The sequence below is a fragment of the Rheinheimera nanhaiensis E407-8 genome (assembly GCF_000296695.1).
GTDB classification, from domain to species: Bacteria; Pseudomonadota; Gammaproteobacteria; order Enterobacterales; family Alteromonadaceae; genus Alishewanella; species Alishewanella nanhaiensis.
The window spans coordinates 1-26,022 of the sequence record NZ_BAFK01000020.1 but is presented as its reverse complement, the minus strand read 5'-3'; the positions used below and the strand labels follow the sequence as shown (position 1 = coordinate 26,022).

The window sequence follows — 26,022 nt, the reverse complement described above, 5'->3', positions numbered from 1 at the left end:
TGAAGTTCCTGAGTTTATTATGAAATTAATAAACCAGTGTCAGTCGCCGTGATGACAATTTAATGTAAAGCTGGTGATATTTTTATGACGCGCTTTGCTGTTCATCCTGCTGCTGCAAAAACAGCTGCTTTGGCATCAGGTTTACCGTTTCATGTAGCTCGGAATACACTAGCACCACCTCGCCGTTTTTTAGCTGGCGTTTCACGGCGGCCACTTTTTCCATCAGTGTCACTTCCTGTTCGCCGTAATCAGTGCCTTCGCGCAGCACATAGTATTCAATCAGGTTGTTTAGTGTGTCATCAGCAAGGTCGGCGTAGGGAATAATCATAGTGTTAACTGCTCAATAATAAACTGTGGAATACGCTGATTTAGCCAGAACTGCGGTTTAAGCACGCTGCCATACACAAAGCCGACATGGCCGCCACCGTGGGTTAGTTCATAGTGAATATGTGGGCTGAGGTCATCTGCTGCTGGGATCACCTCGTCGCTTAAAAACGGGTCGTCTTTGGCATGGATAATCAGCGTAGGTATGCGGATATGGCGTAAAAACGCTTTGCCACTGGCTTTTTGGTAGTAATCCTGTGCGTTTAAAAAGCCGTGAATAGGCGCCGTGTAGTGCTGGTCAAACTGCTCTATGCTGCTAAAACCCTGTACCTGCCCCGGTGTAAGCGGTAGCGGAAAGTGCTGAAATTGCGCAAGTTTTGCCAGGGTGCTGCGTTTTAGCCGGCCAAGCAAATAGCGCTGATACAGCTTGCTGGCGCCGCTATTGATGCGTTTGGCGCAGGCGGCCAGTGATAATGGCGGGCAGACGGCGACAGCGGCACTTAGCGGGTTGGCTGCACCCTGCTCGCCACAGTATTTCAGTAATACATTGCCGCCCAGCGAGTAACCCACCGCTACCAGCGGTCGCTTCGGGTAACGCCGTTGTGCTTCTGCTATTACCTGTGCTGCATCGGCAGTGTCGCCACTGTGATAAGCGCGCGGCAGTTTATTAGGCTTGCCGTTGCAGCCACGAAAGTGCATTAGCACTGCCGGCCAGTTAAGCTTGTGGCACTGGGCCAGCATCGCCTGTATATAATGGCTGTTAATATCGCCGGCTAAACCATGCAGTAAAATCAGCAAAGGCGCCTTATCGTCAGTGGCGGTCTGCTCGAGCCAATTTAGCTGAATTTCGTCGCCATCGGGCAAACTGAACAGTTCGGCCTCTGTGGTCAGGTGCTGTTTCGGGCTTAAATATTTGGCAAAAATGGTCTGCAAATGGGCATGTTTAAGCCACCAGGCGGGCTGGAAAGGGGCGGGCTTTATTGGTCTGATTTGAGTTTGCAAATTAGCGTGTCCTGATAAACAATGGGTTAACTTTTACACAAGGTAATACGTTATGGATCGGCGGCAGTTTATCTTCTCTGGCATTGCCCTGGCCGCCAGTGCCTCGTTAGGCATTAGCCTGTGGCAGCACAGCCTGCAGCCCGACACGGATAACCGGCATTGGGTGTTAGCCGCGCTGTTACCTGCGCTATTGTACGGTGTTTTACCCCAAGATCCGACCCTGGCGCAGCAACAAATTGCCCGCACCCAGCAAGCCGTTAGCGATTTTATGCCTTACCTGCCACTGCGTCAGCAGCAGGAGCTGCATCAGTTGTTTAATTTATTGGCCAACCGGCTGAGCCAACTGGGGTTAACCGGCCAGATCAGCGATTTACCCGAGCTGAGCGTTATGCAACGTCTTGAGTTATTACAACGGTGGCGCGACAGCTATCTTAGCCTGCTGCAGCAGGCTTATCATGGCCTGCGCGAGTTGTTATATGGTGCTTATTATGGCCAAAGCGAGCACTGGCAGGCGCTGGCTTATACTGCGCCACGGTTTAGATAGGCTTGTCAGATGCGCCGACAAGTTGTGACAAGGTGTTCTTACGTAGCAGCGGCAGGGATGCCGCCCAGGCTGAGACAGCACAGGGACGTGCTGTTGAAGGCGGCGAAGTGAGAATTTCCTTGTCGCAACTACAACAACACCCTGAATACACTTCGTGCGGACACCTTGTACCGTCGCTTCAGCCCCTTTCAGCAGATTAATGAGATAGACGCATGACAACTAACCACCTGGATGCCAGCCAGTTTACGCAACATCAGCAATTTGACACCGATATCGTTATTATCGGCTCTGGTGCCGGTGGTGGCATCGCCGCCGAACAGCTGGCGCAGGCTGGCGTTAAGGTGTTGCTGTTAGAAGAAGGTGCTTACTACAGCCGTGATGATTTTGTCATGCAAGAGCGCTGGGCCTACCCGAATTTATATCAGGAGGGCGCGGCACGTAAAACCCGCGATCAGGCCATCGGCATTTTGCAGGGCCGCACCGTTGGCGGCTCGACCACGGTAAACTGGACCACTTCCATTCGCACACCACAGCCGACACTGAACTACTGGCATAGCGAATTTGGCCTCAATTTTACTGGCGATAATGATTTAACACCTTACTTTGCCAAGGCCGAACAGCGGCTGAATATTCACCCCTGGCCGATACCGCCCAATGCCAATAACGCCAAACTACAGCAAGGCTGTGAACAACTGGGCTGGCAGTACAGCGTAATTAACCGCAACGTCAATGGCTGTGCCAATTTGGGCTATTGCGGCATGGGCTGCCCGATTAATGCCAAGCAGTCGATGCTGGTTAGCACCATTCCGGCGGCGCTGGCGCTGGGCGCGACGCTGATCTCACGTATTTCGGTGCGGCAACTACACTGGCAGGGCAACAGTATCACCAGCCTGACGGCTGTGCCGGTTGATCAGTATTTTCAGCCGCGTACCGACATTAAAATCAGCATCCGGGCTAAGCATTATATCGTCGCGGCCGGCGCTATCGGCTCACCAGCCTTGCTGCTACGCTCAAACCTGCCTGACCCGTCTGGCCGGCTAGGCAAGCATACCTATTTGCACCCGACGGTGATCTCCGGCGCGGTGTTCGACGAGGCAATTAATGGCCATAGCGGTGCACCGCAGTCGATTTATTCCGATCAGTTTGTCTGGCCAGATAACAGCGAGCAGGCGGGTTTTAAACTGGAAGTGCCGCCGCTGCACCCGGTACTTATGGCTACCAAGCTTATCGGCCATGGCGAGGCGCACGCCGCCTTAATGCAGCAATTTAACCATTTACAGGTCACTATCGCGCTGCTGCGCGATGGCTTTCATCCACAAAGCCAGGGCGGCACTGTGCAGTTAGACGATGCGCAGCAGCCGGTGCTGGATTACCCGATTAGCGACTATTTGTGGCAGGGCATGCGCCAGGCGCTGCTGGCCATGGCCGAGCTACAATTTGCCGCTGGCGCTAAGCAGGTATTGCCAATCCACCACGATGCCAAACTTTATCGCAGTTGGGCAGAGGCCAAAACGGCAATACAAAGCTTACCGATGCAAAAGCTTAAGCAAACCGTGGTATCGGCCCATGTGATGGGCGGCTGTAACATGAGCGCAGATCCCGCCAAGGGCGTGGTCGATCAAAACGGCCGTCATCATCAACTACAAAACCTGTCGGTATTTGATGGCTCAATATTACCTACCAGCTTAGGCGCCAACCCGCAGTTAACCATCTATGCGTTGGTGTGGCGCAATTGCCAACAGCTTATTTCAATGCTTTAATAACGTCCTGTTAATATATTTTATACTTCAGGGACGATGTCTGATGTCAAATACGCAAATGCAACGTGACGCATTAGATGCGGCATTTAAAAAGCACCAACACGATATTTATGTGTTAAATGCTGATGAGCTAATTCAAGTTTGGGTTGCCGAGCAAAAAAGCGCTGGCAAAAACATGCAGCAAATTCAGGCGCATTTTTTAGCATTAACAGAAACCCCGCTGGTAAAGCATTTGGACCACTATGGCCGTGAGTTTGGTGGAACAGCGATCGCTGCCGGCTCTGATGCCAAAATGTTGTCTGCCTTGGCAATAGATATGCGGCGCTCGGGCAGCATGTTAGGGCGGTATTACGTGCAGACGCAGGGTGGTAAACAGTACATCGTTTTCAAAGGTCGTGCAGGCTTTCGGCAAGTACTGACCGGCACCCGCTACTTGGCAAATAATACCAAAGTAATGAGCATGGGCGTGGGTGGTCAGGCACTTAAAGCGTCCGCGAAAGGCGGCTTATTAATTTCAGTCATATTCTCGGTTTCTATCAACTCGTTAACCTGGCTATTTAACGATGAGTTCCGCTGGACCGATTGGCTGGCTACAGTCACAACAGATGTTGTTAAAGGTGTGGTAGCAGGGACAGCTGCCTATTTAACAGGCGCAGCGATAGCTGGCAAAGCAGTTGCCGGGACAGTTGCTATTTTGCCTATTGCAGCAGGATTATTTGTCGCTGTTACTGTTGCTGTTGGTCTTTATCTAATTGACCAACATTTTGGCATTACTGCAGCCCTTATTCAGCACCTTGAGCGCAAAGAAGAAAGTGTTAAACAAGATTTGTCCGCAGGCATTTACTATGTAATGTCATCAACAGGCCAAGCAGTAAAACGGCAATTTATTCGATCTGTAAAAGCCTATCTGGCATCACTATTGCGGCATGCCTTCTAATGGCGTTTGTTAAGTTTTCGCATTTGAAATCAGCCAGCAGCCAACTGCTGGTTAGCGTGTTTATGCTAGCTCTCAGTGTTGCAACTGTCTTTATGTTTGTGTCGGAGTGGCAGGACCATACCGTCAGTGTTCAAAGTGATCGGCAGCTGATTGTGCTTAGCTCAATGCATGGCTTGTTGCCGGGCGCCTTCTTGGGTCTTATCACTTGTTCCTTGCTGGTTTTGCTATATGTCTTCTTTGGTAACAATGCGACACTTAAGAGCCGATTGTTTAGGCTGGTTGAAAAGGTGCTTGGTATCTGTGTTTTGTTTGCTATTGCGTTACTGTTTGTAGGCAGTATCGGGGTGTCGCAGTACTGGCAAAATAAAGCTAAGACCTACGGCTACTTGCCTTGCCCCGATACAGCGTTGTTGTCAAATAGGATAACTATGAGTGTTTGGGTAAAAATAGAAGCGCTTTGCTATGACCAGGATATCCGTCTAATCGTTAAACGTGGCACCGTTGATGAAATGCAGCAGGTAGAGCAATATCTTACAGCCCGGCAAAAGCAGCAAGAAGCGCGACTACGTTTTTTACAGCAGGAAGAAGAACTGAAACAGCGTCGTCGCAGTAACAGTAGTGAATAAAAACTCTCTATTAAAATTATCCTTAATATCGTTATGCGCCAGCTGTTTGATGTTGGCTTTGGCGTTAGTTGGCTTGTTAATTTTTTTCCATGAATGGAACCAGCACACTGTCATGTTGGCTGACCGGCTACCGCTAGTCGTAATTAGTACCATGCACGGTTACGGGCCGGGAGTCATGCTTGGTGGTGTCACTGGCTGCTTACTATTTTTGCTGTACTTTTTTTACCGCTGTGTGTTGAAAAAGGAAACAAGCTTTTTCAAAAAAGCTGAGAAAGCACTGGCAATGTTAATGTTGGCCAGTTTGCTGGTGTTGTTTGGTGGCAATTTTTTAATTGCATCACACCGGCGTAGCCAAGCTGATCAGGCGGGTTACGTGTCGTGCCCAATGACTACGTTATTAAGTAATCGCATCACAATGGAAGTGTGGGTACACAACGAAAGCCTGTGTTATGACAATGATATTCGCCATTTAGTGCAACGTGGCACGATTGAGGAGGTGCAGCAGGTGCAACAGCATTTAGTTGCCAGACAAAAGCAGCAGGATGCCAGGCAGCGTTTTTTGCAGCAGGAGCAACTTAGTAGAAATGATGGCTGAACAAGTTACTGCCGGTCGGAATGTTTAACTTTCCGATGCTTTATGTGATTAAATCGGCCTTAGTTGGTAAGTAACTCAAGGGCAGCCTAAACTTTGGGCAATTTCAGCGACAGAATATCTAAGAGGTGTGTGTATAGCTCCAAAAATGGCACAGGGTTTTGTGTCATATGTGGTAATTTTGGTGATTTGAGTTTTGATCATGTGCCTCCACAAGGTTCTGTAGTCATTACTAAAACAGAGCAGAGGCTTATCACCGAATCGACAATTGACACATTCAAAGAGATTAAAGGTGCAGTGTCAAGAAACGGCAGTAAATTCAGAACTATCTGCAAGAAATGCAATGGACTTCTGAGTTTCGGCGACAATGAAATAGCACGCATCTATCAGAGTCTGACACCCGTAATTAAGCAATACTTCGAATCTCCGTTTGAGCCATATAGTTTTAAAAAAATTAAAATAGACGCCAAAAAATATATCCGCTCTATGATTGGCCATATCCTGTCGGCGACATCAGAAGCGGAGTGCAAAACAGAACAGATCGAGACTCCTTACTTTGGCCCGCTGCGGAGATTTGTATTAGGAGATGACAAAGCTATTTCTGAAACACATCAAATCTACTACTGGTTTTATCCGCTCAAGCAACACATCAGTGCGAAAATGATCAGTATTGGTAGCAGGACAAACTTTTGTTCAATGAGTTTATTGTCATTCTTTCCCATAGCATTTTTAGTTGTAGAAAAAAATAATTGTATAGTACCTTCTTTCGCTCAACGCATTGATATTAATGACGAATACTTGGTTATAAATCTTTCCTTGCAAAGTTTTGAATATGTGACATTTCCTTTTGTAGAGTATAAAGACAATTTATTCTCTTTATACAAAGATGAGTTATGCATAGTCAGCTATCCCGTGGGGCGATAGAGTTTCGATAGATTAGTGATTAGATGTTTTTCTCAAAGTTTAAGATTCGCTGTAGGTGAAGTCGCTCAATGCATTGTGAGAGAAAACCACCCAGATTTTGCTGTTCTTGATTTAAATCGTAAGTTGGATGCACTGGGGTCAAATTTATCAGAGATGCTAATCCAAAAACTTCAGGAGAATCATTCAAAAATTAACGGCGGTTGTAACAAGTAAATTTGCAAAGATAGCCTGCTATCCCGCCTTCGCCGTGCTAAGGTTTAAGCAATTTTATACCCGCGTTAGTCTGTTCAATGAATACAGAAAGTTATAAAGCGCTGAGTAACTATATCGACCTGCTGCTGGATGCCATATGCGTGGTGGATAAATTCGGCCGTTTTGAATTTGTCAGCGCTGGTGCCGAGCGTATTTTTGGTTACACGCCGGCGGAAATGTTGGGCCGGCCGATGATAGAGCTGGTGCACCCGGATGACAGAGAGCGCACTTTAAAAGCGGCAGCAGAGATTAACGCCGGCGCGGTAAAAATTGACTTTGAAAACCGCTATATCCGCAAAGATGGCCAGGTAGTGCATTTACTTTGGTCGGCGCGCTGGTCGGCCAGTGATAAGCGCCGGGTGGCGGTAGCGCGTGATATAACCCGCAGTAAAACTATTGAAGCGCGCCAGAAGGCACTGTATGCCATTTCTGAAGCCGCCTTTGCCTGTGATGATTTAACGGCGCTGTACCAGAGCATTCAGCAGATTATTGCTGAGCTGGTGCCGATGCAGCGCTTTGCTATTCTGCTGGCGGCAAAAGACAGTGCCCAGCTGGAGTTTGTCCACGATGCCCGCTTAAGCGCTGCGCCAGAGGATGATAACAGCGATAACCTGATGCTGCTGTGTCATCAGGTGATGCAGCGCTGTGAAACCATTAACCTGCAGCCGGATGAGCCACAAGACCTGCCGGCGCTGCTGCGCCAGCAAATATCAGTATTGCCGGTAAATTGGCTGGGGTTGCCGCTAAAATCGCAAACTGCGGTAATTGGTGTGTTAATGGTACACAATGCGCCGACGGCTGCGGCCTACACGCACAGTGAAATAGAGCTGCTGGAGTTTGTCTCGGTACAGGTAGCGGTGGCGATAGAGCGCAAACAAATGCTGCAGCGCTTGCAGCGCAATGCGTTGTACGATCAGTTGACCGGCTTGCCGAACCGCGAGCTGTTTGACGACCGCGTGCGCTCGGCCATGGCCCGGGCGCAGCGCGAGCAGGGCCAGTTTGCGCTGCTGTATCTGGATTTGGATAAGTTTAAGCAAGTGAACGACAGCCACGGCCATCAGGTAGGCGATGAACTGCTGCAGCACACCGCTAAGCGTATTGTCGCCAGTTTACGCCACAGCGATACCGTGGCACGCTTTGGCGGTGACGAATTTGTTATCTTACTGGAGCAGGTGGACAGTGCCGATAGCGCTATGGCACTGGCAGAAAAGGTGCGCAGTGCACTGGAAACCCCGTTTGCGCTGGCCGGCCACCTGCTGCAGGTACTACCCAGCATGGGCGTGGCGCTGTATCCCGGCCACAGCCAGGACATTAAAGCGCTGCTATTACTGGCCGACAATGCGATGTATCAGGCTAAAAGCAGTGGCGGTAACCGGGTGCAGCTTCACCAAGCTGTGGCGCCAAAACGCAGTAGCGCCTAAGCCGGTAAACTCTGTTTTAACAGCTAACCGCGCTGTAACGCCTGCCCCAAAGTACTAAAATAACCCAGCCAAAGCTGGCTTAACGTGTCAGTTAATGCCGGCTCTGGGTATGCGCCCAGTTTGGCCAGCGGGCTTTGCAAGGTGCCGGCGACTAAAAAGCTGTTTTTCAGGCTTTGGCGCTGCAGCATATGCTCAAACGCTCTGGCGGCCATTTCCTCTGGCAAAGCCAGATACAGCTGGCTAAAGCGCTCGTCCAGCGCCCGGCAGCGGCGAAAATAGTCACTCTCGCTCTGGCCGTCAGCACTGACAAACAAACTTTGAAAGGCGTGCGCCAATTGCTGGTTGAGTGGGTGAGGCTGCAGCGCATCGTCGTTTAGCCAGCAGCGCGAGGCAAATAGCCCGGCTTTGGGCGCCGGCTGAAACATTTTCGCTGCCACATAATGATCAAACGCATGAAACCACTCATGTGCCAGACTGCCGCCACCGGCATTTTTCGCCAGCGCCAGAATGCGCCCTTGCGGCTGATAATGGGCACACACGCCAGGGCGGCCACCAATGCCGTAGGTCAGTGCCAGGCTGCCATTTAGTGAGATAACCTGCGCCGGCACCTGCAACAGCTGCTGTAAATCACACAGGGCATCAAAAAACAGATTGGCGGCGCGCTGCTGCTCGTCAGCGGTTACCCAGCGGCCAATATGAATGCTGTTAAAGCCAAAAATTTTTACCAGATCGGCAAAGCTGACATCGGCACCGGCCCGGTGTGGCGGGCCGTTACGATAGTATTGTCGTGCTGTTGTGTCGTTCATGCTAAGACGCTGATACTTATACGGCTGTGCCCGCCCGCGTCTCTGCCAATATCGCCAGTGCTACCGCTTCGGCGACCTTAATGCCGTCGATTCCGGCCGATAAAATACCGCCGGCATAACCCGCACCTTCACCGGCCGGATACAAACCGCGGGTATTGATGCTTTGATAGTCGCTGCCGCGTTTAATATTAACGGGCGATGAGGTACGGGTTTCCACGCCGGTCAATAACCCATCGGCTTTGGCGAAGCCTTTTATTTGCTTATCAAACGCCGGTATCGCCTCACGAATGGCGGCGATGGCGAAATCAGGCAATGCCAGCGCTAAATCGGTCAGGGTAATATTGGGGGTGTAGGATGGTTTCACCTCACCCAGCTCAGTAGAAGGCTTGCCAGCGAGAAAATCGCCAATCAGCTGCGCCGGCGCATGGTAGTTCTCACCGCCCAGTTTAAACGCAAGTTGCTCCAGCTTGCGCTGCAGCTCAATGCCGGCCAGTGGGTGACCCGGGTAGTCACGCTCGGGGTCGATGCCCACGACGATAGCGCTGTTGGCGTTGCGTTCATGGCGCGAATACTGGCTCATGCCATTGGTGACCACGCCGCCGGGCTCAGAAGCTGCTGCCACCACAGTACCGCCCGGGCACATACAAAAGCTGTACACGCTTCTGCCGTTGCTGCAGTGATGCACCAGTTTATAATCGGCCGCACCTAAAATCGGGTTGCCGGCGTTAGGGCCGTAGCGGCACTCGTCAATCATCGATTGTTCATGCTCGATGCGAAAACCAATCGAAAACGGCTTGGCCTCGACATAGACGCCTTTGTCGTACAGCATCTGGAAAGTATCACGGGCACTGTGGCCCACTGCCAGCACCACATGCTTGCTGTGCAGTTGCTCGCCGCTGGACAGCGTCACGCCAGTGATCTGGCCGTTAGTAATATGTAAGTCATCCACCCGGCTGCTAAAGCGGATTTCGCCACCCAGGGCAATAATGTTGGCGCGCATTTTTTCTACCATCGCCACCAGTTTAAAGGTGCCGATATGCGGCTTGCTGACATACATAATTTCGGCAGGTGCTCCGGCCTGAACAAACTCGCTCATGACTTTACGGCCGTAATGTTTCGGGTCTTTTACCTGGCTGTATAACTTACCGTCTGAAAAGGTACCGGCGCCGCCCTCGCCATACTGCACGTTAGACTCGGGGTTAAGCGCCTTACCACGCCAAAAGCCAAAGGTGTCTTTGGTGCGCTCACGCACTTCTTTACCGCGCTCGAGAATAATCGGCTTAAAGCCCATTTGCGCCAACAATAAGCCGGCAAATAAACCGCAGGGGCCCAGGCCAATCACAATAGGCCGCTCTGTTAAGTTGGCAGGCGCCCGGGCGACAAACTTATAGCGGGTATCCGGCGCAGGTTTCACATGTGGATCTTTAGCAAAGCTTTTTAGCAGCTGCGCCTCGTTATCCACCTCGATATCCAGGGTGTAAATCAGCTGAATATCGGTTTTTTTCCGTGCGTCTATACCGCGTTTAAACACCTTTACGCTGTGTAATTGCTCGGCTTTGATAGCTAACTTGGCCAGAATGGCCGCATTAATGGCGCTTTGTTCATGGTTTAACGGCAGTTTTATTTCGGTAAGACGCAGCATAAAGGTTCCGTATCGGTGTCATTGCGGCATAGCAATAGGCCTGCCACTCACAAGATAGCGCTATTTTACGCCAAGCAGGACGCATTGTCCGTGTTTGTTTTTGCATTGCTCTGCAGTATGATCGCCAGCCTGAAACAACAGGAGCACAAGCGCCATGGCCTTTGTGGTATTAGATAACTGCATTAAATGTAAATACACCGATTGCGTAGCGGTATGCCCGGTCGATGCGTTTTTTGAGGGGCCGAACTTTCTGGCGATAAGCCCGACTATTTGTATTGATTGCGGTTTGTGTGAGCCAGAGTGTCCGGCCAATGCCATCGTGCAGGAAGATAAGGTGCCGCCAGAGCAGCATGGCTTTATTGCGCTAAATGCCGAATTAGCTGAGCTTTGGCCCAATATCCGTGAGCTAAAACCGGCACCGGCTGATGCCGACGCCTGGAATGGGGTGCCCAACAAGCTGCAGTACCTGCAGCTTGATTAGCAGTAAAAGGCAGCTGCAGTACCTGCAGCTTGATTAGGAATAAAAAGCAGCTGCAGTACCTGCAGCTTGATTAGCACTGCGCCAGCGCGGGCTACTTAGTGTCTGGTTGGTCGTGCTCTACTTTGTACATAAAGTAGATAGCATAAAAAATGCACAGGCCTATCACGATCGCCAAGCCGGTAAAAGAGATAAAAATTACCGGATCGTTAATAAATTCTTGCCACAGGTTCATCATCATACCCTCTTGCTGTGTTGTGACAGCAAGTGTAGGTATAGCCATGTCACTGTTAGCTGATACAGATCAAATCTAAAGCACGCTGTCAGGTTAACTGCAGCAGTTTTTGACGCAGATCAACTAAATGCCCGGCTTCGGCCTTGCTGTCGGCTCCCAGCAGCTGCAAATAGTGCTGCAGCAAAGGGCCAGGGCTTGCCGTCAGCTGAGGGCAGTGTTGCAGCAGTAGCTGCTGCTCTAAGCGCTCCAACTCCAGCTCTGCGCTGAGTAAATGCTGCTTGAGTTGCTGTTGCTGTGCTGGCAGAAGCGGGCTTTGGCTGGCGCTACGCCGCAGTTGACGCAGCGGCTGGGTAAACTGGTTGCTAAAGTGCTCCAGCAGCGCGCTTAGCTGCGCTAATGCGCTGGCAGAAAAGCTTAGCTGTTGCTGCTCCAGATAACACAGCAGCAGTAACAGATTCACATTGGCGCCCAGCCGGTCCTGCCAGTCTATACACAGCGGTTTAATGGCCGGGTACAGCTTAAGGCTAAACTGCCACAGCTGCTCTGCACTGGGTGCTGCAGGCGGTTGGCTGTCAGGCATTGGCTTGCCAAAACTGGCTGGTTTTTTGCTCCAGCTCGTCCTGTGTCATAAACCAGTCTTCTTCAATACTGGCCAGGCTCTGGCTGGTGCTGGCCTGCTTGGCCAGCAGCTCAGTCAGCTCGGCTTTGCGTTTGGCATCATAAATATCCGGATCGGCCATTTGGGTTTCAATGGCGGCCAGCTCTTGCGTCAGCTTTTCCTGTTGCTGCTCCAGCTTATCTATTTTTTGTTTAAGCGGGCGCAGTATATTGCGCAGTTCGGCTTCCAACCGTTTCTGATCTTTACGCACCACATTGCTGCTGGCGGGTGTATCTGCCTGAGCGGCACTGGCACTTTGGCGCGCGTCTTGTTGCAGCCACTGGTAATAATCTGCCAGGTCGCCGTCAAACGGGGCTACCTTACCCTGCGCCACTAAATAGAATTCGTCGGTGCAGCTGCTAAGCAAATGCCGGTCGTGCGATACGATCACAATAGCACCTTCAAATTCCTGCAGCGCCATTACTATGGCTTCGCGCATATCCAGATCCAGGTGGTTGGTCGGCTCATCCAGCAGCAACAGGTTAGGGCGCTGATAGACAATCAACGCCAGCACTAAGCGGGCCTTTTCACCGCCGGAAAACGGCGCACAGGGCTCTAATGCTTTATCGCCATGAAAGCCAAAACCGCCTAAAAAGTCGCGCAGTTTCTGCTCGGGCACCTGTGGGTCTAGCCGCACTAAGTGCTGCAGCGGCGAGTCTTGCGGCCGCAGAGTTTCCAATTGATGCTGGGCGAAATAACCTAAACTCACCCCATTGGCGAACCAGACTTCACCGCTTTGTGGCGCCATACTGCCGGACAGCAATTTGATCAGCGTCGATTTACCGGCACCGTTACGGCCCAGTAAGCCAATGCGGCTACCGGGTAATAGCTGAAATTTAATCTGGCTTAAAATGACTTTATCGCCATAGCCGGCCTGCACGTTATCCATTTTTAACAGTGGGTTGGGCAGGGCTTTAGGCTCGCGAAAGCTAAAACTAAATGGCGAGTCGACATGCGCTGGCGCCAGCAGCGTCATGCGCTCCAGTGCTTTAATGCGGCTTTGTGCCTGGCGCGCTTTGGTAGCCTGCGCTTTAAAGCGGTCGATAAATTTTTGCAGGTGTGCGACCTGGCGTTGCTGCTTGTCAAAATTAGCCTGCTGCTGCGATAACTGCTCGGCGCGCTGGCGCTCAAACTGACTGTAGTTGCCTTTGTACAGCGTCAGTGTCTGCCGTTCAATATGCACAATGTTGTCGGTCACGGCATCAAGAAAATCGCGGTCGTGGCTTATCAGCAGTAAAGTACCCTGATAATTGGCCAGGTATTTTTCCAGCCACAGCACGGCATCTAAATCCAGGTGGTTGGTCGGTTCGTCCAGCAGCAATAACTCAGCACGCTGCATCAGGGCGCGTGCCAGGTTAAGCCGCATACGCCAGCCACCCGAGAAAGATTTTACTGCTTGCTGCTGGGCGTCGCCGCTAAAGCCCAGGCCATCAAGCAGCACGCCGGCCTTGGCTTCTGCGCGGTAGCCATCCAGTGCCTCGATTTGCAGGTGTATGGCGGCTAAGTCGCTTTCACTACAACCGCTGCGCACTTTTAACAACAGCGGAAACAGCTGCTCGTCGCCTTGCAATACATAATCCATTGCGCTGCAGTCCAGTGCCGGGGTTTCCTGCGCTACGGTAGCAATATGCCAGCTGCCGGGTATGCTAACGCTGCCGGCGTCTGCCTGCAGCTTATGCTGCAGCAGGGCAAACAAACTGGATTTGCCGCAGCCGTTGGCACCAACAATTCCCACCTTTTGGCCCGGAAATACGGTAAGATCGGCGTCTTTAAATAAGCACTGAATGCCTCGGCGCAGTTCCACCTGTTGCAGCTGGATCATGTTTTTTCCTGTGTAACTGAATTGGGCTGCTAATTTAACCGTATAAGGCCGACAAACCAAGGCTTGGCGACGAAAATAGCCGCCAGCGCCAACCGGGAAGCAAGATGACAAGCCGAAAAAAGAAACGTTTTATTGCTGGTGCCAGCTGCCCGAAATGCAAGGCGGTAGACACTATGATGTTGTTTATTGAAAACAACGTGGAAAAAGTGGAATGCGTAGAATGCGGCCACCAGATGGTGCAGCCCGAAGCGCAAATAGCCAAAGCCAGCCGCGCTGCTGAGCAGGTAATAGGTGTGTTTAAACCGGAATAATATTAATAATGCGGCGGAGGCGGCTCTTCCTCTGGCCGTAATATGCCCTGGTCATCCGGCAGGTTGCGCAGTTTTTCTGCCAGTAGCATGACCTGCTGCTGCAGGCGATCAATTTTCTTTTGATGCTCCAGCAGTTCATTGCTCAGGCTGTTTACCGTGTCTTCCTGAAATGCCAGTTTGCTCTCCAGCTCGACAATATGTAGCTGCAGGTCACGCTCATTTGCGCTCATAGTTAATCTCCCATACTTCGGCTATGCCACTGGAGCTTTCGCTGATTAATTGATTGTCGCCCAAAAATGCCACGGCATGTACCACGGCACTGGGTGGCCGGCTGTCGGGTTTTACCCCCACTTGCCATTGCTGTAACTCGGCACCACTTTGTACATCCCACAGTGCCAGTTTGCGGGTGGGGGCGCCGGTGGCCAGATACTTGCCATCGCGGCTAAAGCGCACGGTGCTAAATACCTGCTGGCGGGCCATAAATTGCAATTTGCTCACCAGCTGGCCGGTTTGGATATCCCATATTTGCGCTAAATCCTTGCTGTCGGCGGTAAAGGCATAACGGCCCTTCGGGTCAAGCGCCACTTTGGTTACCCGGCTGGGGTGGCTAAAGCTGTAAATAATCTGTGCGCTTTGCGTATCCCACAAATGCGCTTTGTAATCGTTGCCGCCGGTTAAGGCATAGCGGCCATTGGGTGACATCGCCACACTATTGATACGCTCGGTATGGCCTAAAAATTCCAGCCGCCGGCCCGATGACAGCGTAATATGCTGCACACCGCCATCACTTTTACCAATCAGTAAGTGGGCGCCATTATCCGACACGGCGACATCACGCACAGTAGCGGTATCCAGCTTCCAGTAGCCCTGGTTTTCGCCACTGGCAATATGCCACAGGGCATAGGTTTGCTGATCGGCGCTCAGCACATGGCTGTTGTTATGGCTAATGGCCAGGCTAAACACCAGATTGTCGCTGCTGTCCTGGTGTTTCCATTGGTACTTCAGCGCATTGTCGGCTAAGTCCCACAGTGCCACACCGTCCTGAATGGATGATACCGCTGCAAAGCGGCCGTCGTCTGAAATGGCCGCCGCATAGCTGCCTTGTGCTACATGGGGAAACTGTTGTACCGGGGCTACCGTGGTCAGTTTTTCGCAGCCTGATAGCAGTAATAGCAGAAAAAACACAGGATATTTCATGTCGGGTGTTAACCTCATCCGCACAAACCGTTAGTATAGGTCAGTTCATTGGACACTATTAAAACATACTTTTGCAGCCTGGCTGCGTAAATCTTGGAGAACCGAATGCGCTTAGTTACCAAAATGTCACTGGTCGCAGTGGCTGTTATCACCCTTGCCGCCTGTCAGAAAGAAGCAGCACAACAACCTGCTGTGCTGGACACCGATGAAGCCAAACAGTCTTACAGCTTAGGTGTTTCTGTTGGCCGTTACCTGGACAGTACGCTGGACGAGTACAGCAAAATGGGCCTGAGCCTTGACAGCGCACTGATTTTACGTGGTGTGCAAGACGCTATTGCAGATAAAACCGCCCTGAATGAAGAAGAAGTGCAAACGATGATGACCGCACTGGAAGAGCAGTTCCGTGAAAAGCAAGCGGCTATTGCCGAAGCTGAAGCTGCTCAGGCCATCGCAGCAGGTAAGACTTATCTGGAAGAAAACGCGAAAAAAGAAGGCGTTACCGTAACTGAGTCAGGCTTACAATATGAAGTGCTGCAAGCGGCTGACGGCGCTAAGCCAGCCGCCACTGACACGGTAAAAGTACATTACACCGGCACCCTGACGGATGGCACCAAGTTTGACAGCTCGCTGGACCGTGGCGAACCGGCTCAGTTCCCGTTAAACCGCGTCATCCCAGGCTGGACTGAGGGTGTGCAGCTGATGAATGTCGGCTCTAAATTTAAGTTCACTATTCCATCAGAGCTGGCCTATGGCGAGCGCGATATGGGCGTGATTAAGCCAAACAGCGTACTGGTATTTGAAGTAGAACTGCTGGATATCGTTAAAGCTGAAACGGCAGAAAAATAAGCTCTGCTAAGGCATAAAAAGCGGCTGCGGCCGCTTTTTTCATAATGGCTATTTTGTACGGTGGTTAAGCAGACACACTAGTATCGGTGTGCTTCTCGTACAACGTATTAATCAGCTGATCCTCATATTCGAAGCGCTCTTCCAGTGCCTGGCCTAATGCGGACAGCTCGCGATCAAAGGCGCCACTGTGACGGGTGCTAAGATGTTCAGCATACAAATCATTGAAGTTCAGCGCTAAGTCCGTTGATACGGCAATTTTCGGATACAGGCTGTCAGCCAGCTTACGACTGTCAGTACCATTAACGGCGCATTCTGAAACGATACGTTCATAGACTTCAAAGTGACCGGCAGACAAATAATCAACCAGCACCTGACAAAACTCCTGCACAGCAGCTTGAGAGGGCAAGGTGGTGCGCTTGCTATCGAACGGTGGTAGGGCCGCCAGTTTACAATAGCTGACAATAAGTTGCTGCCGCTCTTCCAGCCAGTTATCGATGGCAGTAAGTGAGCCACCCCATTTTTTTTGCGCGGTCTGCACCCGGGTGTACATTGCCTTCTCCTTAAGTGCAGCGGTTGTGCTGCAGTAACGTCTAATTAAAAGAATTTTGCGCTAAAGATCAACCGTTTTTTTATTGGTCAGCCCAGTAAAGCGCATTATGATGACGCCATCAGCCGGTAAGTAGCGAGGACAGCAGATGATTAAGCACAGTGTTCATGTGAAGCCAGAGCAGCAGGGCCTGTGGTTTATTGTCAACCGCGGCCGCCTCTGGCTAAACGGGCAGCAACAGCTGCCGCAGGGGCCTTATGCCAGTTTGTCGTTATCCGCAGCCCCGGAGCAGATTTGCCAGCTGGGCGAGCTTGAAGGCGTGCCGGCGTATTTACTGATTAATAACGACCAAATTGCCGATGAGCACCACTGGGTCAGTGCCAGGGCCATACTGCCAGCCGGTGAGCGGCTGTTTGAGTTAGCGGCGCGGGCGGTGCAGGTAGCGTTGTTTTTACAAACACACCGCTTTTGTGGCCAGTGTGGCAGTGCAATGAGCCTGGTCAATTGGGAGCTGGCAACGCTGTGTCATAAGTGTGGCCACCGCTGTTACCCGCGTATTGCACCCTGCGTGCTGGTCGGCATTGCTCATCAGGGCAAAATTTTACTGGCGCGCTCCAGCCGGCATAAAGCGGGCTTTTTTTCCATTCTGGCCGGTTTTGTCGAATCTGCTGAAACATTAGAGCAAGCCGCGGTGCGGGAAGTCAAAGAAGAGGTGGGTATCGATATTTGTAACCTGCGCTATGTTGGCAGCCAGCCGTGGCCCTTTCCGCATTCGCTGATGGCGGGCTTTATTGCTGATTATGCCGGCGGTGCTATTCGCTGTCAGCCGCATGAAATTGAAGAGGCCGCCTGGTTTAGTGTCACTGAGTTACCCGAGGTGCCGCCGCTTGAAACCTTGTCGGGGCAAATTATCGCGCGGTTAGCGCAAATGACAGTTGAATAGGCTGCTGGCGAAGACAGTTAGCACGGCTCAGAAAATAAAAAAGCCACTTAACGTGGCTTAACTAAGGTTTGCGTGGTCCCGTTTAAACGAGCTTCTTACTTGTTATTCTTCACTAGCGCAGCAATGTTATAGCAGAATGATTTTATGATGACAAGCAATAACCAGAAAAAAGCTGAACACAGCATTTACCGGTTAAACATAGGCGCGGCGGCGCCGGGGTGGTAAAATAACCTCATTTCGCGGACTGACGGATAACTTATGCAATTAAAAAATGATCGCTACCTCAGGGCTTTGTTAAAGCAGCCGGTAGACAGAACGCCGGTATGGATGATGCGCCAGGCCGGTCGCTATTTACCAGAGTACCGCGCAACCCGGGCTCAGGCCGGTGATTTTATGTCGCTGTGTAAAAACCCTGAGCTGGCCTGTGAGGTGACGTTACAGCCACTACGGCGCTATGCGTTGGATGCGGCTATTTTGTTTAGCGATATTTTAACCATTCCCGATGCGATGGGGCTGGGCTTGTACTTCGGCGAGGGCGAGGGGCCGAAATTCCAGCGGCCGCTGCGCGACTTCATCGATATTGCTAATTTACCCATACCTGATCCGGAGCAGGAGCTGCGTTATGTGATGGATGCGGTGCGCACCATCCGCCGTGAGCTTGCCGGCAGTGTGCCGCTAATTGGTTTTTCTGGCAGCCCCTGGACCCTAGCGACTTATATGGTCGAAGGCGGTAGCAGCAAAACCTTTGGCACTATTAAAAAAATGATGTTTTCTGAGCCGGAGGCGCTGCATCTGCTGCTGGATAAGTTGGCGAAAAGTGTCACCTTATACCTGAACGCGCAAATTGCTGCCGGGGCGCAGTCGGTAATGATTTTTGACACCTGGGGTGGGGTGTTAACACCACGCGATTATCAGGAGTTCTCGCTGGGCTATATGCAGCAAATTGTCAATGGTTTAACCCGCGAGGCAGATGGCCGCAAGGTGCCGGTGACCTTGTTTACCAAAAATGGTGGTTTATGGCTGGAGTCTATCGCGAACACCGGTTGTGATGCGTTGGGGCTGGACTGGACGATTAATATCAGTGATGCCAAAGCCAGGGTGGGGCATAAAGTTGCCCTGCAGGGCAATATGGACCCGGCTATACTGCTGGGCTCGCCAGAGCGCATTCGTCAGGAAGTGCAAATGATTCTGGACGGTTTTGGCCAGGGCTCGGGCCATGTGTTTAATCTGGGGCATGGTATAACACCGGATGTCGATCCTGAGCGGGTGTCGGTGTTTATCGATGCTGTGCACTCGTTTAGCCGCACTTATCATATGAGTAGCGACATTCGCGAGTAATAAGAAAAACCCCGGCCAAAGTGCCGGGGTTTGTTTTTAGTTGCTATCGGTGGCTGCCATTTGGTAGTCCGCCAGCAAATCTTCATAGTTTTGAATGGTCCAGCGCCGTTTTCTGGCTTCATCTATCGCCTGCCGTAACATCGACTCACCCCGGCCTTGCTGGCCTAATTCAATAAAGGCTACACCCAGGGTAGAGAGTAAATTAGGGTGGTTGGCATCTATAGCGCGGCCCTGCTCTGCCAGGCGAATGGCTTTTTGTGGGTCACGCAGCGTTGGGTCATCCGACATGGCCAACAGCGATGCGTATTCGGTAATAGCCGGCATATATTCCTGTAGCGCGGCAACTTCGAGATAACCAGCGGCCTTGCGTGGGTCGTAGTTAACGTTATTACTGTCTAACAGCTCTTGCGCCAGTAAATACGCCGCCTTGGCATCACCGCCATCGGCTGAGATGGCCAGCCAGTTCACCGCTTTGTTTTGGTCGCGGTCACAGCCGTTACCTGTTACCAAACACTGTGCCAGCCGGTATTGCGCCTTGGGAAAACCATTAATGGCAGCCTGCAGGTACCAGGGCATAGCATCTACGCCACTCACAATACGGTTTTCTGCCAGTAATGCATATAAGTACTGGTAGCGGCCAGACTCTGCTTCAGCTGCGGCGCGAATTGCATCCAGATACTCGGCATTTTCCCGTTCAAATTTTCGCGCTTTAGCACTTAGCGGTGCTTTGATCTGAAAGGTGTGTGATTGCATTTCTAAGCGTATAGCATCACCGTATAGATCTTTGGGTGGCTCATATTTCCAGCTTTGTACTGCTGCCAGCACATATTCGCTTAAGGCATCCACCGGAAAAGACGCCACCACAGTGGCATTTTCGGTATTACCGTCTTCATTAACATCATAATGCACTATAGCCCAGGCAGAAACGCCGGCACGTTCAAAATAGTTGGGATAAGACGGCTCTGGAGTGCTGATGGCTTTTAATCTTGGGTTGGTGGCGACATAACGGTTAGCAGAGGGGTAGAGATTGCCATGCAAGGCATTTTTACCAAATTGATTATTCAGGCTGGTAAACACCTCTTTGGCTTCTAATCGTGAACTAACTTTAGTGCGCAACTGCCGGTATTGCTTGTCTGCCTCTGGATGCTCTCTTTCGCGGGCAATCAGTGTCCAGGCATATGCCAGGTTCATATCGGGGTCAACGCCCAGACCTTCAGCATACATGCGGGAAAGTAAAAACTGTGCTTCGAGGTGACCAAGCTCCGCTAAAGTCTCTAGTTGCGGTTTGGCCAGGTCGTATTCCTGCTTTTCGAACAAGGCTTTGGCGGTGGGAAAATCTGCCGCTGCCTGCCATGACATGACTAACCATGCCAGTGCCAAACCATACCGAAGCTGCACCATAAAACACTCCAACACACTATTGTTTAATTATTATGTAATCGAGTTTACAACGATTTATCAGCCAAAACAAAATTTAATATCTGGCCTTGCTGTTGTTAAATTATTTGTTTTAATTCAGTAGCTTAATCTTTGAATAGCCGGTTCAGTCCATTCAGTGCAGCGACCCGGTAGGCTTCTGCCATCGTCGGGTAATTGAAGGTAGTATGCACAAAGTACTCGACAGTATTACCGCCGTTCTTCTGCATCATAATGGCCTGGCCGATGTGAATGATCTCGGCTGCCCGCTCGCCAAAACAATGAATGCCGAGAATTTCCAGCGTTTCGCGGTGGAACAACAGCTTTAAACTGCCGGCATTGGTATTGGCTATCTGTGCTCTGGCCAGATGTTTAAACTGAGCGCGGCCCACTTCGTACGGAATGCGCGCAGCGGTCAGTTCCTGCTCGGTTTTGCCCACCGAGCTGATTTCAGGAATGGTATAGATGCCAGCGGGAATATCGGCGATTAAGTGGCCATCCAGGTTGCCTTTTACAATAGCCTCGCCGGCTAAACGGCCCTGATCATAAGCGGCACTGGCCAGGCTGGGGTAACCAATCACATCACCTACTGCATAGATATTGTCGATGCTGGTCTGGTATTGCTGGTTTACCTTCAGTAAACCGCGGCCGTCTGCTGCCAAACCAATAGTGTCAAGATTAAGGCTGTCTGTATTGCCGGTACGGCCATTGGCAAACAGAAAGCAATCGGCTTTCATTTTTTTACCGGATTTTAAATGCAGTACCACACCGTCATTTTTACCTTCAATGCGGTCAAACTCTTCACCGTGGCGTATTGTCATGCCAGAGTTCCAAAAATGGTAACTCAGGGCGTCCGACATTTCCGCATCCATAAAAGATAACAGCCGATCGCGGGTATTCACCAGGTCGACCCTGACACCCAAACCACGAAAAATCGACGCATACTCACAGCCGATGACGCCGGCACCATAAATAATAATGTGCTTAGGATCGTGCTGTAACGACAGTATGGTGTCTGAGTCGTAGATACGGCTGTGGTTAAAATCCACTTCAGCCGGGCGGTACGGCCGCGAGCCACAGGCAATGACAATGGTTTGGGCACTCAGTTCAAAACAGCTGCCATCATCACTGGTGACACTCAGCCGGTGCTTATCGACAAAGCGGGCTTCACCCTGGATAATTTTCACCTGATTGCGATCATAAAAGCCGCTGCGTAAGCGCACTTGCTTACGGATCACGCCGGCAGCATGTTTTAAAATTTGCGAAAAGGTCAGCTTAGTGTGCTGCTCATCTAAGTGAAACAGTGGGTTTTCGTTAAACTCAATTAAGCGGCTAACCGAGTGTCGCAGCGCCTTCGACGGTATGGTGCCCCAATGGGTACAGCCGCCACCGACAGATTGATAGCGCTCTATCGCCGCAACTTTTAAACCGCTTTTGGCTAAATACATCGCGGCGCCTTCGCCGCCGGGGCCGGTGCCTATGACAATGGCATCGTAATCGAAACTGGGTTTGCTGCTGTGCTTTTTCTGACCCACAATTCAATCTCACTGATTAGCTTACACTTATTTGAGCATATCAGGTCTCGGGCACAAAAAAAGAGACCTAAGTCTCTTTTTCTGTTAGCTAAAGGCGCCGATCAAGCGTTGCCAATGCTGCTGTTGTTGTTGCAGATGCTGCTTAAACTCGCGATAGCTTTGTTTAAAATCTACCGCCTGATACTGTGCCACCAATTGCTGCCGGCGCTGCTGTAGCAGCTGTTTTTTTACCTGATAATAATCCTGCATCCGCGCCAGTAGCAGTTCATACTCCTGCTCCAGTAAACGCAATAACTGTTCGGCGTTTGGCCGCTGCTTTACCTTTGCCATTGCGCGCTGTAACTGCATTTTGGCCCTGGCCTGGGCGATACGCTCTTCGGGTACAGTGCGCAGGTTGCGGGTTAAGCCAACCCAGGATGCGGTTTTAATCAGCCATTTGGTCGGATCAAACTGATACCACTTAATGCCGTTGCGATAATCAGACTCGAAAATATGATGAAAATTATGATAGCCCTCGCCATAGGTCAGCAGTGCTAGTACGCCGTTATCCCGCGCTGAATTCTGCTCAGTGTAGGGCTGGCTACCCCAGATATGAGCCAGCGAGTTAATAAAGAAGGTAAAATGATGGCTAAGTACCAGCCTCAGAACGCCGGCCAGCAGCAACATACCGAGGATATTGCCGCTGATAAGGCCTAGCAGTAATGGAATGCCAAAGTTAGTGGCAATGGCCAGGCACAGATAATTGCGGTGCTGCCACATCACAATGCGGTTTTTCTGTAAGTCACGGCAATTGTTGTAATCGGGCTTTTCTACGCCGGGGTAGTCGCGCAGCATCCAGCCGATGTGGCTGTACCAAAAACCACGGCCGGCAGAGTATGGATCTTTGTCATTGTTATCGACATGTTTGTGGTGCACCCTGTGGTCGGCAGACCAGTGCAGTGCGCTGTTTTGCAGCGCAAAAGCGCCGCCGATAGCGAAGAGCCATTGCAATAGCGGGTGAGCATCATAGGTTTTGTGTGCCCACAAACGGTGGTAGCCGGCGGTAATAGACATACCGCAGTAGCCCAGACACAAAATGGTTGCGCTAATCTCAAACCAGCCGAAGCCAACCGTTAACGCATACCAGGGCACCCCGATAACCGCGACCAGCGTCGTGATGGAAAACAGCAGGACATTGGTCCAGATAAGAGGGGCTTGCTGCATAAAAACACCGTTTAGCTTACAACTGTTCGCTCATTCTACTGGTCACAACCGCCTGGTCAAGGTATAAAATAGCGCTTTTCGGTGAACAGAGAAATTTCCGTGTCCAGAGCAGAACAAAAAGAGCGTACCCGCCGTGCCATCATCAACGCCGCTTTTTCACAGCTTAGCGCAGATAAAAGCTTTGCCAGCTTAAGCTTGCGTGAAGTGGCGCGCGAAGCCGGTATAGCGCCAACCTCGTTCTACCGTCACTTTGCTGATATGGATGAGCTGGGTTTAACGCTGGTAGATGAGGCCGGCCTGATGCTGCGCCAGCTAATGCGTCAGGCGCGGCAACGGATTGAAAAAAACGGCAGTGTGATCCGTACCTCAGTAGAAACCTTTATGGAATTTGTTATCGGTAACAGTAATGTGTTCCGCTTATTGTTGCGCGAGCGCTCTGGCACTTCAGCCGCCTTCAGAAGTGCAGTAGCGCGTGAAATTCAACACTTTGTTGCCGAATTGGCGGAATATTTGCGTAAAGAAACCACTTGCCCGGATGAGCTGGCCAGAGCACAGGCAGAAGCTATGGTTACCCTGGTGTTCCATACCGGTGCTGATGCGCTGGATGCGCCTTCATCACAGTATGCTTATTTGACCAGCCGCACTATTACACAACTGCGCTGGCTGGCACATGGTGCCGCCAGCTATGGTCGTAAACCCAAAGAGCAAGGCACGCTTTAACCGCGTTTGCGCAGCCAGACTCCGGTTTCAATGTGATGGGTATAAGGAAACTGGTCAAACACTGCCAGCTGCGCAATGTAATGACTATGACTCAGCTGTTTTAAGTTTTCTGCCAGAGTCATTGGGTTACAAGAAATATAAATAATGTCATTAAACCGGCTGACGAGCTGCTCTGTGTCGTTATCCAAACCTGCACGGGGTGGGTCCACCAGCACGGTATCAAGCTGCATGCCGGTTAAATCAATATGCTTTAGTGCGTTACCTTGTGCTAAAGCGGCAGATACATCTTCAGCAGACATCTGCAGAACCTGCAAATTAGCTACGTTATTAAGTGCAATATTGTATTGGGCTGATTTAATGGAAGTGCGGGATATTTCCGTTGCCACCACCTGATCAAAACACGCTGCCAAGGCTATCGAAAAATTACCATTGCCACAATACAGTTCAAGTAGGTCACCATTTAGGTTTTTGGCTAGCGCTTTTGCCCAGCCCAACATATGCCGGTTTACTTCGCCATTGGGCTGAGTAAAGCTACCTTCTACCTGCTGATACTGCAAGGTACGGCCGTCCAGTTCAAACTGCTCGGTAACATAATCATCCGTTACCATCAGCTTTTGTTTGCGCGAGCGGCCAATAAATTTAACTTTATATTGTCCCGCCAGAGTTTCGGTTAGTATGCGAGCCTGCTCTAACCAGCTATTAGTCAGGGGCCGTTTATAGATAAGCGATACCAGTAACTCGCCAGATAAAGTCGCCAGATAATCTACCTGATACAGCTTGTAACGCAGCTCGTGGTTAAACTGAATATGCTTAAGCAGCACCGGCATAAAATCAGCGATGGTGCGACAGGCCACCGGGAAGTAATCTATCCGCACCTTATCGCGGCTTTTCGGGTCGAACATCGCATGATATATATCATCGCCGTTGTGCCAGATGCGAAACTCAGCGCGCAAGCGATAATGTGCCGGGCTGGAGCTAAACACGTGCGGCTTTGGTGGGTTAAACGCTGCCAGCAGCTGTTGCACCTGACTAACTTTGCTCTCTAGCTGCTCTGTATACTGTTCGGGAAAAACCTGACCTACGCTCATTTAATACTCGGTATCGGCAAAACGGCTATTTTAAGACAGACTGCCTTTGCCGCCAACCCGAAACCGTTTTGTTGCGGCAAAAACAACACAGGGAGACCGAAGTCTCCCTGTGTTGGCTTAACGACTATTTCACTACTCTTCGCTATCGTCACTATCCTGCCGCTCTTTGGCTTCGCGCACTTTTAACGTGCGTTCCTGAAAATTAAAGTCATTTAATTTCTGGATCATCTTGTTACTGTCTTTGGCGGCAACTTCGACAAAACCAAAACCACGGCGGCGGCCGGTTTGGCGATCTTTCATCAGGCGCACGTTAACGACGGCGCCAAAGCGTTGGAACAGCTCTTTCACGGCATCTTCATTAGCACGATAAGGTAGATTACCAACATACAAGGTGACGGTTTCACCTTTATATGCATCTGAGGTTGAGCTAACCGCAGCTGATTCAACAGCACTGCCTTTCACATCTATTAATACCGGTACCAAAATACCTGAGAGCAGCACACCAATAACAACGAACACTTGCTGAGTAAAGCCCAACACGGGCAGAAAGGTAAACGCAAGATAAGCCAACACGGCCAACGCCAGTGTGTACGGCAAAGAAGCACGTAAAGTGGGTAACATAATAATATCCTAAGCACTTATTCTATTTATCGGACTGCTTTATAAAGCTAAAGCAGCCTTATCTTAGCGGTTAGGCAGTAAAGAGCAACTACTAAGCACAGAGTATTTCGGCTGTTATTGTTGCTAAATTGCACGAAAAGTTGAATTAGTAAGCAAACGCACTGCTAAAGGCTATTTTTCTCACTTTACCGCTTGCAGGCTAATTAAAACACCCTATAATGCGCGCCATGCCAC

The 26,022-nt window shown here is 50.8% G+C and carries 28 protein-coding genes; 13 read left to right on the top strand and 15 right to left on the bottom strand.

All coding sequences use genetic code 11. The annotated features are described in order from the left end of the window. Positions 1–82: 82 nt before the first annotated feature. Both RNAN_RS14655 and RNAN_RS14650 read right to left on the bottom strand, forming a co-directional pair. On the bottom strand, positions 83–328 hold the full coding sequence (locus tag RNAN_RS14655) for a YheU family protein (RefSeq protein ID WP_008223193.1): 246 nt from the start codon (positions 326–328) through the stop codon (positions 83–85). Then, a complete protein-coding gene (locus tag RNAN_RS14650) occupies positions 325–1,326 on the bottom strand; it encodes a hydrolase (protein ID WP_008223191.1) in 1,002 nt (333 codons plus the stop codon). The genes RNAN_RS14655 and RNAN_RS14650 overlap by 4 nt, the downstream gene beginning before the upstream one ends. Positions 1,327–1,378: 52 nt before the next feature. On the opposite strand from RNAN_RS14650, the gene RNAN_RS14645 reads away from it, so the two are divergent. The 7 genes from RNAN_RS14645 to RNAN_RS14615 all read left to right on the top strand — a co-directional run bounded on the left by RNAN_RS14645 (position 1,379) and on the right by RNAN_RS14615 (position 8,382). Then, the gene (locus tag RNAN_RS14645) at positions 1,379–1,870 is read left to right on the top strand and encodes a hypothetical protein (RefSeq protein WP_008223189.1); all 492 of its coding nucleotides are present in this window, start codon (positions 1,379–1,381) and stop codon (positions 1,868–1,870) included. 212 nt (positions 1,871–2,082) lie between these two features. Next, positions 2,083–3,630 (top strand): GMC family oxidoreductase, encoded by a 1,548-nt coding sequence (locus tag RNAN_RS14640; protein WP_008223187.1) that lies wholly within the window; start codon positions 2,083–2,085, stop codon positions 3,628–3,630. Between the two features lie 43 nt (positions 3,631–3,673). After that, positions 3,674–4,567, top strand: a complete 894-nt coding sequence (locus tag RNAN_RS14635) for a hypothetical protein (protein WP_008223185.1) — start codon at positions 3,674–3,676, stop codon at positions 4,565–4,567. Beyond that, complete coding sequence (locus RNAN_RS14630; RefSeq protein ID WP_008223182.1) at positions 4,567–5,193, top strand: DUF1240 domain-containing protein; 627 nt, start codon at positions 4,567–4,569, stop codon at positions 5,191–5,193. Before RNAN_RS14635 ends, RNAN_RS14630 begins: the two co-directional genes overlap by 1 nt. Before the next feature lie 49 nt (positions 5,194–5,242). Continuing rightward, positions 5,243–5,788 (top strand): DUF1240 domain-containing protein, encoded by a 546-nt coding sequence (locus tag RNAN_RS19580; RefSeq protein ID WP_008223181.1) that lies wholly within the window; start codon positions 5,243–5,245, stop codon positions 5,786–5,788. Between the two features lie 129 nt (positions 5,789–5,917). Beyond that, on the top strand, positions 5,918–6,709 hold the full coding sequence (locus tag RNAN_RS14620) for a metal-binding protein (RefSeq protein ID WP_202802314.1): 792 nt from the start codon (positions 5,918–5,920) through the stop codon (positions 6,707–6,709). A gap of 290 nt (positions 6,710–6,999) precedes the next feature. After that, on the top strand, positions 7,000–8,382 hold the full coding sequence (locus RNAN_RS14615) for a sensor domain-containing protein (protein WP_008223177.1): 1,383 nt from the start codon (positions 7,000–7,002) through the stop codon (positions 8,380–8,382). Positions 8,383–8,405: 23 nt separating this feature from the next. Here the strand turns inward: RNAN_RS14615 and RNAN_RS14610 are convergent, their stop codons facing one another. After that, positions 8,406–9,188, bottom strand: a complete 783-nt coding sequence (locus RNAN_RS14610) for a CLCA_X family protein (RefSeq protein ID WP_008223175.1) — start codon at positions 9,186–9,188, stop codon at positions 8,406–8,408. A 16-nt stretch (positions 9,189–9,204) separates the two neighbouring features. Continuing rightward, positions 9,205–10,830 carry an NAD(P)/FAD-dependent oxidoreductase gene (locus RNAN_RS14605; RefSeq protein WP_008223174.1) on the bottom strand — a complete coding sequence of 542 codons (1,626 nt, stop codon included), beginning with the start codon at positions 10,828–10,830 and terminating at the stop codon, positions 9,205–9,207. Between the two features lie 154 nt (positions 10,831–10,984). Here RNAN_RS14605 and fdxA point away from each other — a divergent pair, with 154 nt between their 5' ends. Then, positions 10,985–11,311, top strand: coding sequence for a ferredoxin FdxA (fdxA, locus tag RNAN_RS14600; RefSeq protein WP_008223171.1), 327 nt, complete (start codon positions 10,985–10,987; stop codon positions 11,309–11,311). 91 nt (positions 11,312–11,402) lie between these two features. Here fdxA and RNAN_RS18965 read toward each other — a convergent pair whose 3' ends face one another. Genes RNAN_RS18965 through RNAN_RS14590 form a run of 3 tightly spaced genes read right to left on the bottom strand, consistent with a single transcriptional unit; the run spans position 11,403 to position 14,023 of the window. Then, positions 11,403–11,591: a DUF3149 domain-containing protein gene (locus tag RNAN_RS18965; protein WP_237739932.1), complete on the bottom strand. Its 189-nt coding sequence runs from the start codon at positions 11,589–11,591 to the stop codon at positions 11,403–11,405. Between the two features lie 40 nt (positions 11,592–11,631). Continuing rightward, entirely contained in the window at positions 11,632–12,123 is a 492-nt protein-coding gene (locus RNAN_RS14595; RefSeq protein ID WP_008223167.1) for a TIGR02444 family protein, read from the bottom strand. Then, on the bottom strand, positions 12,116–14,023 hold the full coding sequence (locus RNAN_RS14590; protein WP_008223164.1) for an ABC transporter ATP-binding protein: 1,908 nt from the start codon (positions 14,021–14,023) through the stop codon (positions 12,116–12,118). The genes RNAN_RS14595 and RNAN_RS14590 overlap by 8 nt, the downstream gene beginning before the upstream one ends. Positions 14,024–14,127: 104 nt before the next feature. Here RNAN_RS14590 and RNAN_RS14585 point away from each other — a divergent pair, with 104 nt between their 5' ends. Continuing rightward, positions 14,128–14,334: a YheV family putative zinc ribbon protein gene (locus tag RNAN_RS14585; RefSeq protein WP_040552260.1), complete on the top strand. Its 207-nt coding sequence runs from the start codon at positions 14,128–14,130 to the stop codon at positions 14,332–14,334. 2 nt (positions 14,335–14,336) lie between these two features. Here the strand turns inward: RNAN_RS14585 and RNAN_RS14580 are convergent, their stop codons facing one another. Together RNAN_RS14580 and RNAN_RS14575 are read right to left on the bottom strand one after the other, a co-directional pair. Beyond that, positions 14,337–14,564: a SlyX family protein gene (locus RNAN_RS14580; protein ID WP_008223160.1), complete on the bottom strand. Its 228-nt coding sequence runs from the start codon at positions 14,562–14,564 to the stop codon at positions 14,337–14,339. Continuing rightward, complete coding sequence (locus RNAN_RS14575) at positions 14,551–15,531, bottom strand: WD40 repeat domain-containing protein (protein WP_040552258.1); 981 nt, start codon at positions 15,529–15,531, stop codon at positions 14,551–14,553. Before RNAN_RS14575 ends, RNAN_RS14580 begins: the two co-directional genes overlap by 14 nt. A gap of 105 nt (positions 15,532–15,636) precedes the next feature. Here RNAN_RS14575 and fkpA point away from each other — a divergent pair, with 105 nt between their 5' ends. Then, a complete protein-coding gene (fkpA, locus tag RNAN_RS14570) occupies positions 15,637–16,377 on the top strand; it encodes an FKBP-type peptidyl-prolyl cis-trans isomerase (protein WP_008223157.1) in 741 nt (246 codons plus the stop codon). A gap of 64 nt (positions 16,378–16,441) precedes the next feature. On the opposite strand, the gene RNAN_RS14565 is transcribed toward fkpA, so the two are convergent. Then, positions 16,442–16,927, bottom strand: a complete 486-nt coding sequence (locus RNAN_RS14565) for an Rsd/AlgQ family anti-sigma factor (protein WP_008223156.1) — start codon at positions 16,925–16,927, stop codon at positions 16,442–16,444. A 145-nt stretch (positions 16,928–17,072) separates the two neighbouring features. On the opposite strand from RNAN_RS14565, the gene nudC reads away from it, so the two are divergent. Both nudC and hemE read left to right on the top strand, forming a co-directional pair. Then, the gene (gene nudC / locus RNAN_RS14560; protein WP_008223155.1) at positions 17,073–17,867 is read left to right on the top strand and encodes an NAD(+) diphosphatase; all 795 of its coding nucleotides are present in this window, start codon (positions 17,073–17,075) and stop codon (positions 17,865–17,867) included. A 258-nt stretch (positions 17,868–18,125) separates the two neighbouring features. Further along, positions 18,126–19,205 (top strand): uroporphyrinogen decarboxylase, encoded by a 1,080-nt coding sequence (gene hemE, locus RNAN_RS14555; RefSeq protein ID WP_008223154.1) that lies wholly within the window; start codon positions 18,126–18,128, stop codon positions 19,203–19,205. A gap of 36 nt (positions 19,206–19,241) precedes the next feature. Here hemE and RNAN_RS14550 read toward each other — a convergent pair whose 3' ends face one another. The 3 genes from RNAN_RS14550 to RNAN_RS14540 form a co-directional block, all read right to left on the bottom strand. Further along, positions 19,242–20,606: a TonB family protein gene (locus RNAN_RS14550; RefSeq protein WP_008223153.1), complete on the bottom strand. Its 1,365-nt coding sequence runs from the start codon at positions 20,604–20,606 to the stop codon at positions 19,242–19,244. A gap of 122 nt (positions 20,607–20,728) precedes the next feature. After that, positions 20,729–22,156: a Si-specific NAD(P)(+) transhydrogenase gene (sthA, locus tag RNAN_RS14545; RefSeq protein WP_008223150.1), complete on the bottom strand. Its 1,428-nt coding sequence runs from the start codon at positions 22,154–22,156 to the stop codon at positions 20,729–20,731. 84 nt (positions 22,157–22,240) lie between these two features. Further along, the gene (locus RNAN_RS14540) at positions 22,241–23,359 is read right to left on the bottom strand and encodes an acyl-CoA desaturase (protein ID WP_008223148.1); all 1,119 of its coding nucleotides are present in this window, start codon (positions 23,357–23,359) and stop codon (positions 22,241–22,243) included. 99 nt (positions 23,360–23,458) lie between these two features. Between RNAN_RS14540 and fabR the strand changes: the two genes are divergently transcribed. Beyond that, the gene (fabR, locus tag RNAN_RS14535) at positions 23,459–24,079 is read left to right on the top strand and encodes an HTH-type transcriptional repressor FabR (RefSeq protein ID WP_008223146.1); all 621 of its coding nucleotides are present in this window, start codon (positions 23,459–23,461) and stop codon (positions 24,077–24,079) included. Here fabR and trmA read toward each other — a convergent pair. Together trmA and RNAN_RS14525 are read right to left on the bottom strand one after the other, a co-directional pair. Further along, the gene (gene trmA, locus RNAN_RS14530; RefSeq protein ID WP_040552256.1) at positions 24,076–25,167 is read right to left on the bottom strand and encodes a tRNA (uridine(54)-C5)-methyltransferase TrmA; all 1,092 of its coding nucleotides are present in this window, start codon (positions 25,165–25,167) and stop codon (positions 24,076–24,078) included. The two genes, fabR and trmA, sit on opposite strands and share 4 nt — an antisense overlap. A 132-nt stretch (positions 25,168–25,299) precedes the next feature. Next, positions 25,300–25,788 carry an RNA recognition motif domain-containing protein gene (locus RNAN_RS14525; protein WP_008223142.1) on the bottom strand — a complete coding sequence of 163 codons (489 nt, stop codon included), beginning with the start codon at positions 25,786–25,788 and terminating at the stop codon, positions 25,300–25,302. Positions 25,789–26,022: the final 234 nt, after the last annotated feature.

Excerpts from the sequence above, each read along its gene's own strand:
- hemE (WP_008223154.1), top strand. The coding sequence starts at position 18,126 with ATGCAATTAAAAAATGATCGCTACCTCAGGGCTTTGTTAAAGCAGCCG.
- RNAN_RS14575 (WP_040552258.1), bottom strand. The coding sequence starts at position 15,531 with ATGAAATATCCTGTGTTTTTTCTGCTATTACTGCTATCAGGCTGCGAA.
- RNAN_RS14540 (WP_008223148.1), bottom strand. The coding sequence starts at position 23,359 with ATGCAGCAAGCCCCTCTTATCTGGACCAATGTCCTGCTGTTTTCCATC.
- RNAN_RS14655 (WP_008223193.1), bottom strand. The coding sequence starts at position 328 with ATGATTATTCCCTACGCCGACCTTGCTGATGACACACTAAACAACCTG.
- RNAN_RS14580 (WP_008223160.1), bottom strand. The coding sequence starts at position 14,564 with ATGAGCGCAAATGAGCGTGACCTGCAGCTACATATTGTCGAGCTGGAG.
- RNAN_RS14595 (WP_008223167.1), bottom strand. The coding sequence starts at position 12,123 with ATGCCTGACAGCCAACCGCCTGCAGCACCCAGTGCAGAGCAGCTGTGG.
- RNAN_RS14615 (WP_008223177.1), top strand. The coding sequence starts at position 7,000 with ATGAATACAGAAAGTTATAAAGCGCTGAGTAACTATATCGACCTGCTG.
- RNAN_RS18965 (WP_237739932.1), bottom strand. The coding sequence starts at position 11,591 with ATGGCTATACCTACACTTGCTGTCACAACACAGCAAGAGGGTATGATG.
- RNAN_RS14550 (WP_008223153.1), bottom strand. The coding sequence starts at position 20,606 with ATGGTGCAGCTTCGGTATGGTTTGGCACTGGCATGGTTAGTCATGTCA.
- RNAN_RS19580 (WP_008223181.1), top strand. The coding sequence starts at position 5,243 with ATGTTGGCTTTGGCGTTAGTTGGCTTGTTAATTTTTTTCCATGAATGG.
- fdxA (WP_008223171.1), top strand. The coding sequence starts at position 10,985 with ATGGCCTTTGTGGTATTAGATAACTGCATTAAATGTAAATACACCGAT.
- RNAN_RS14640 (WP_008223187.1), top strand. The coding sequence starts at position 2,083 with ATGACAACTAACCACCTGGATGCCAGCCAGTTTACGCAACATCAGCAA.
- RNAN_RS14585 (WP_040552260.1), top strand. The coding sequence starts at position 14,128 with ATGACAAGCCGAAAAAAGAAACGTTTTATTGCTGGTGCCAGCTGCCCG.
- RNAN_RS14525 (WP_008223142.1), bottom strand. The coding sequence starts at position 25,788 with ATGTTACCCACTTTACGTGCTTCTTTGCCGTACACACTGGCGTTGGCC.
- fkpA (WP_008223157.1), top strand. The coding sequence starts at position 15,637 with ATGCGCTTAGTTACCAAAATGTCACTGGTCGCAGTGGCTGTTATCACC.
- RNAN_RS14645 (WP_008223189.1), top strand. The coding sequence starts at position 1,379 with ATGGATCGGCGGCAGTTTATCTTCTCTGGCATTGCCCTGGCCGCCAGT.
- RNAN_RS14635 (WP_008223185.1), top strand. The coding sequence starts at position 3,674 with ATGTCAAATACGCAAATGCAACGTGACGCATTAGATGCGGCATTTAAA.
- RNAN_RS14605 (WP_008223174.1), bottom strand. The coding sequence starts at position 10,830 with ATGCTGCGTCTTACCGAAATAAAACTGCCGTTAAACCATGAACAAAGC.
- RNAN_RS14590 (WP_008223164.1), bottom strand. The coding sequence starts at position 14,023 with ATGATCCAGCTGCAACAGGTGGAACTGCGCCGAGGCATTCAGTGCTTA.
- RNAN_RS14610 (WP_008223175.1), bottom strand. The coding sequence starts at position 9,188 with ATGAACGACACAACAGCACGACAATACTATCGTAACGGCCCGCCACAC.
- trmA (WP_040552256.1), bottom strand. The coding sequence starts at position 25,167 with ATGAGCGTAGGTCAGGTTTTTCCCGAACAGTATACAGAGCAGCTAGAG.
- RNAN_RS14630 (WP_008223182.1), top strand. The coding sequence starts at position 4,567 with ATGGCGTTTGTTAAGTTTTCGCATTTGAAATCAGCCAGCAGCCAACTG.
- RNAN_RS14565 (WP_008223156.1), bottom strand. The coding sequence starts at position 16,927 with ATGTACACCCGGGTGCAGACCGCGCAAAAAAAATGGGGTGGCTCACTT.
- nudC (WP_008223155.1), top strand. The coding sequence starts at position 17,073 with ATGATTAAGCACAGTGTTCATGTGAAGCCAGAGCAGCAGGGCCTGTGG.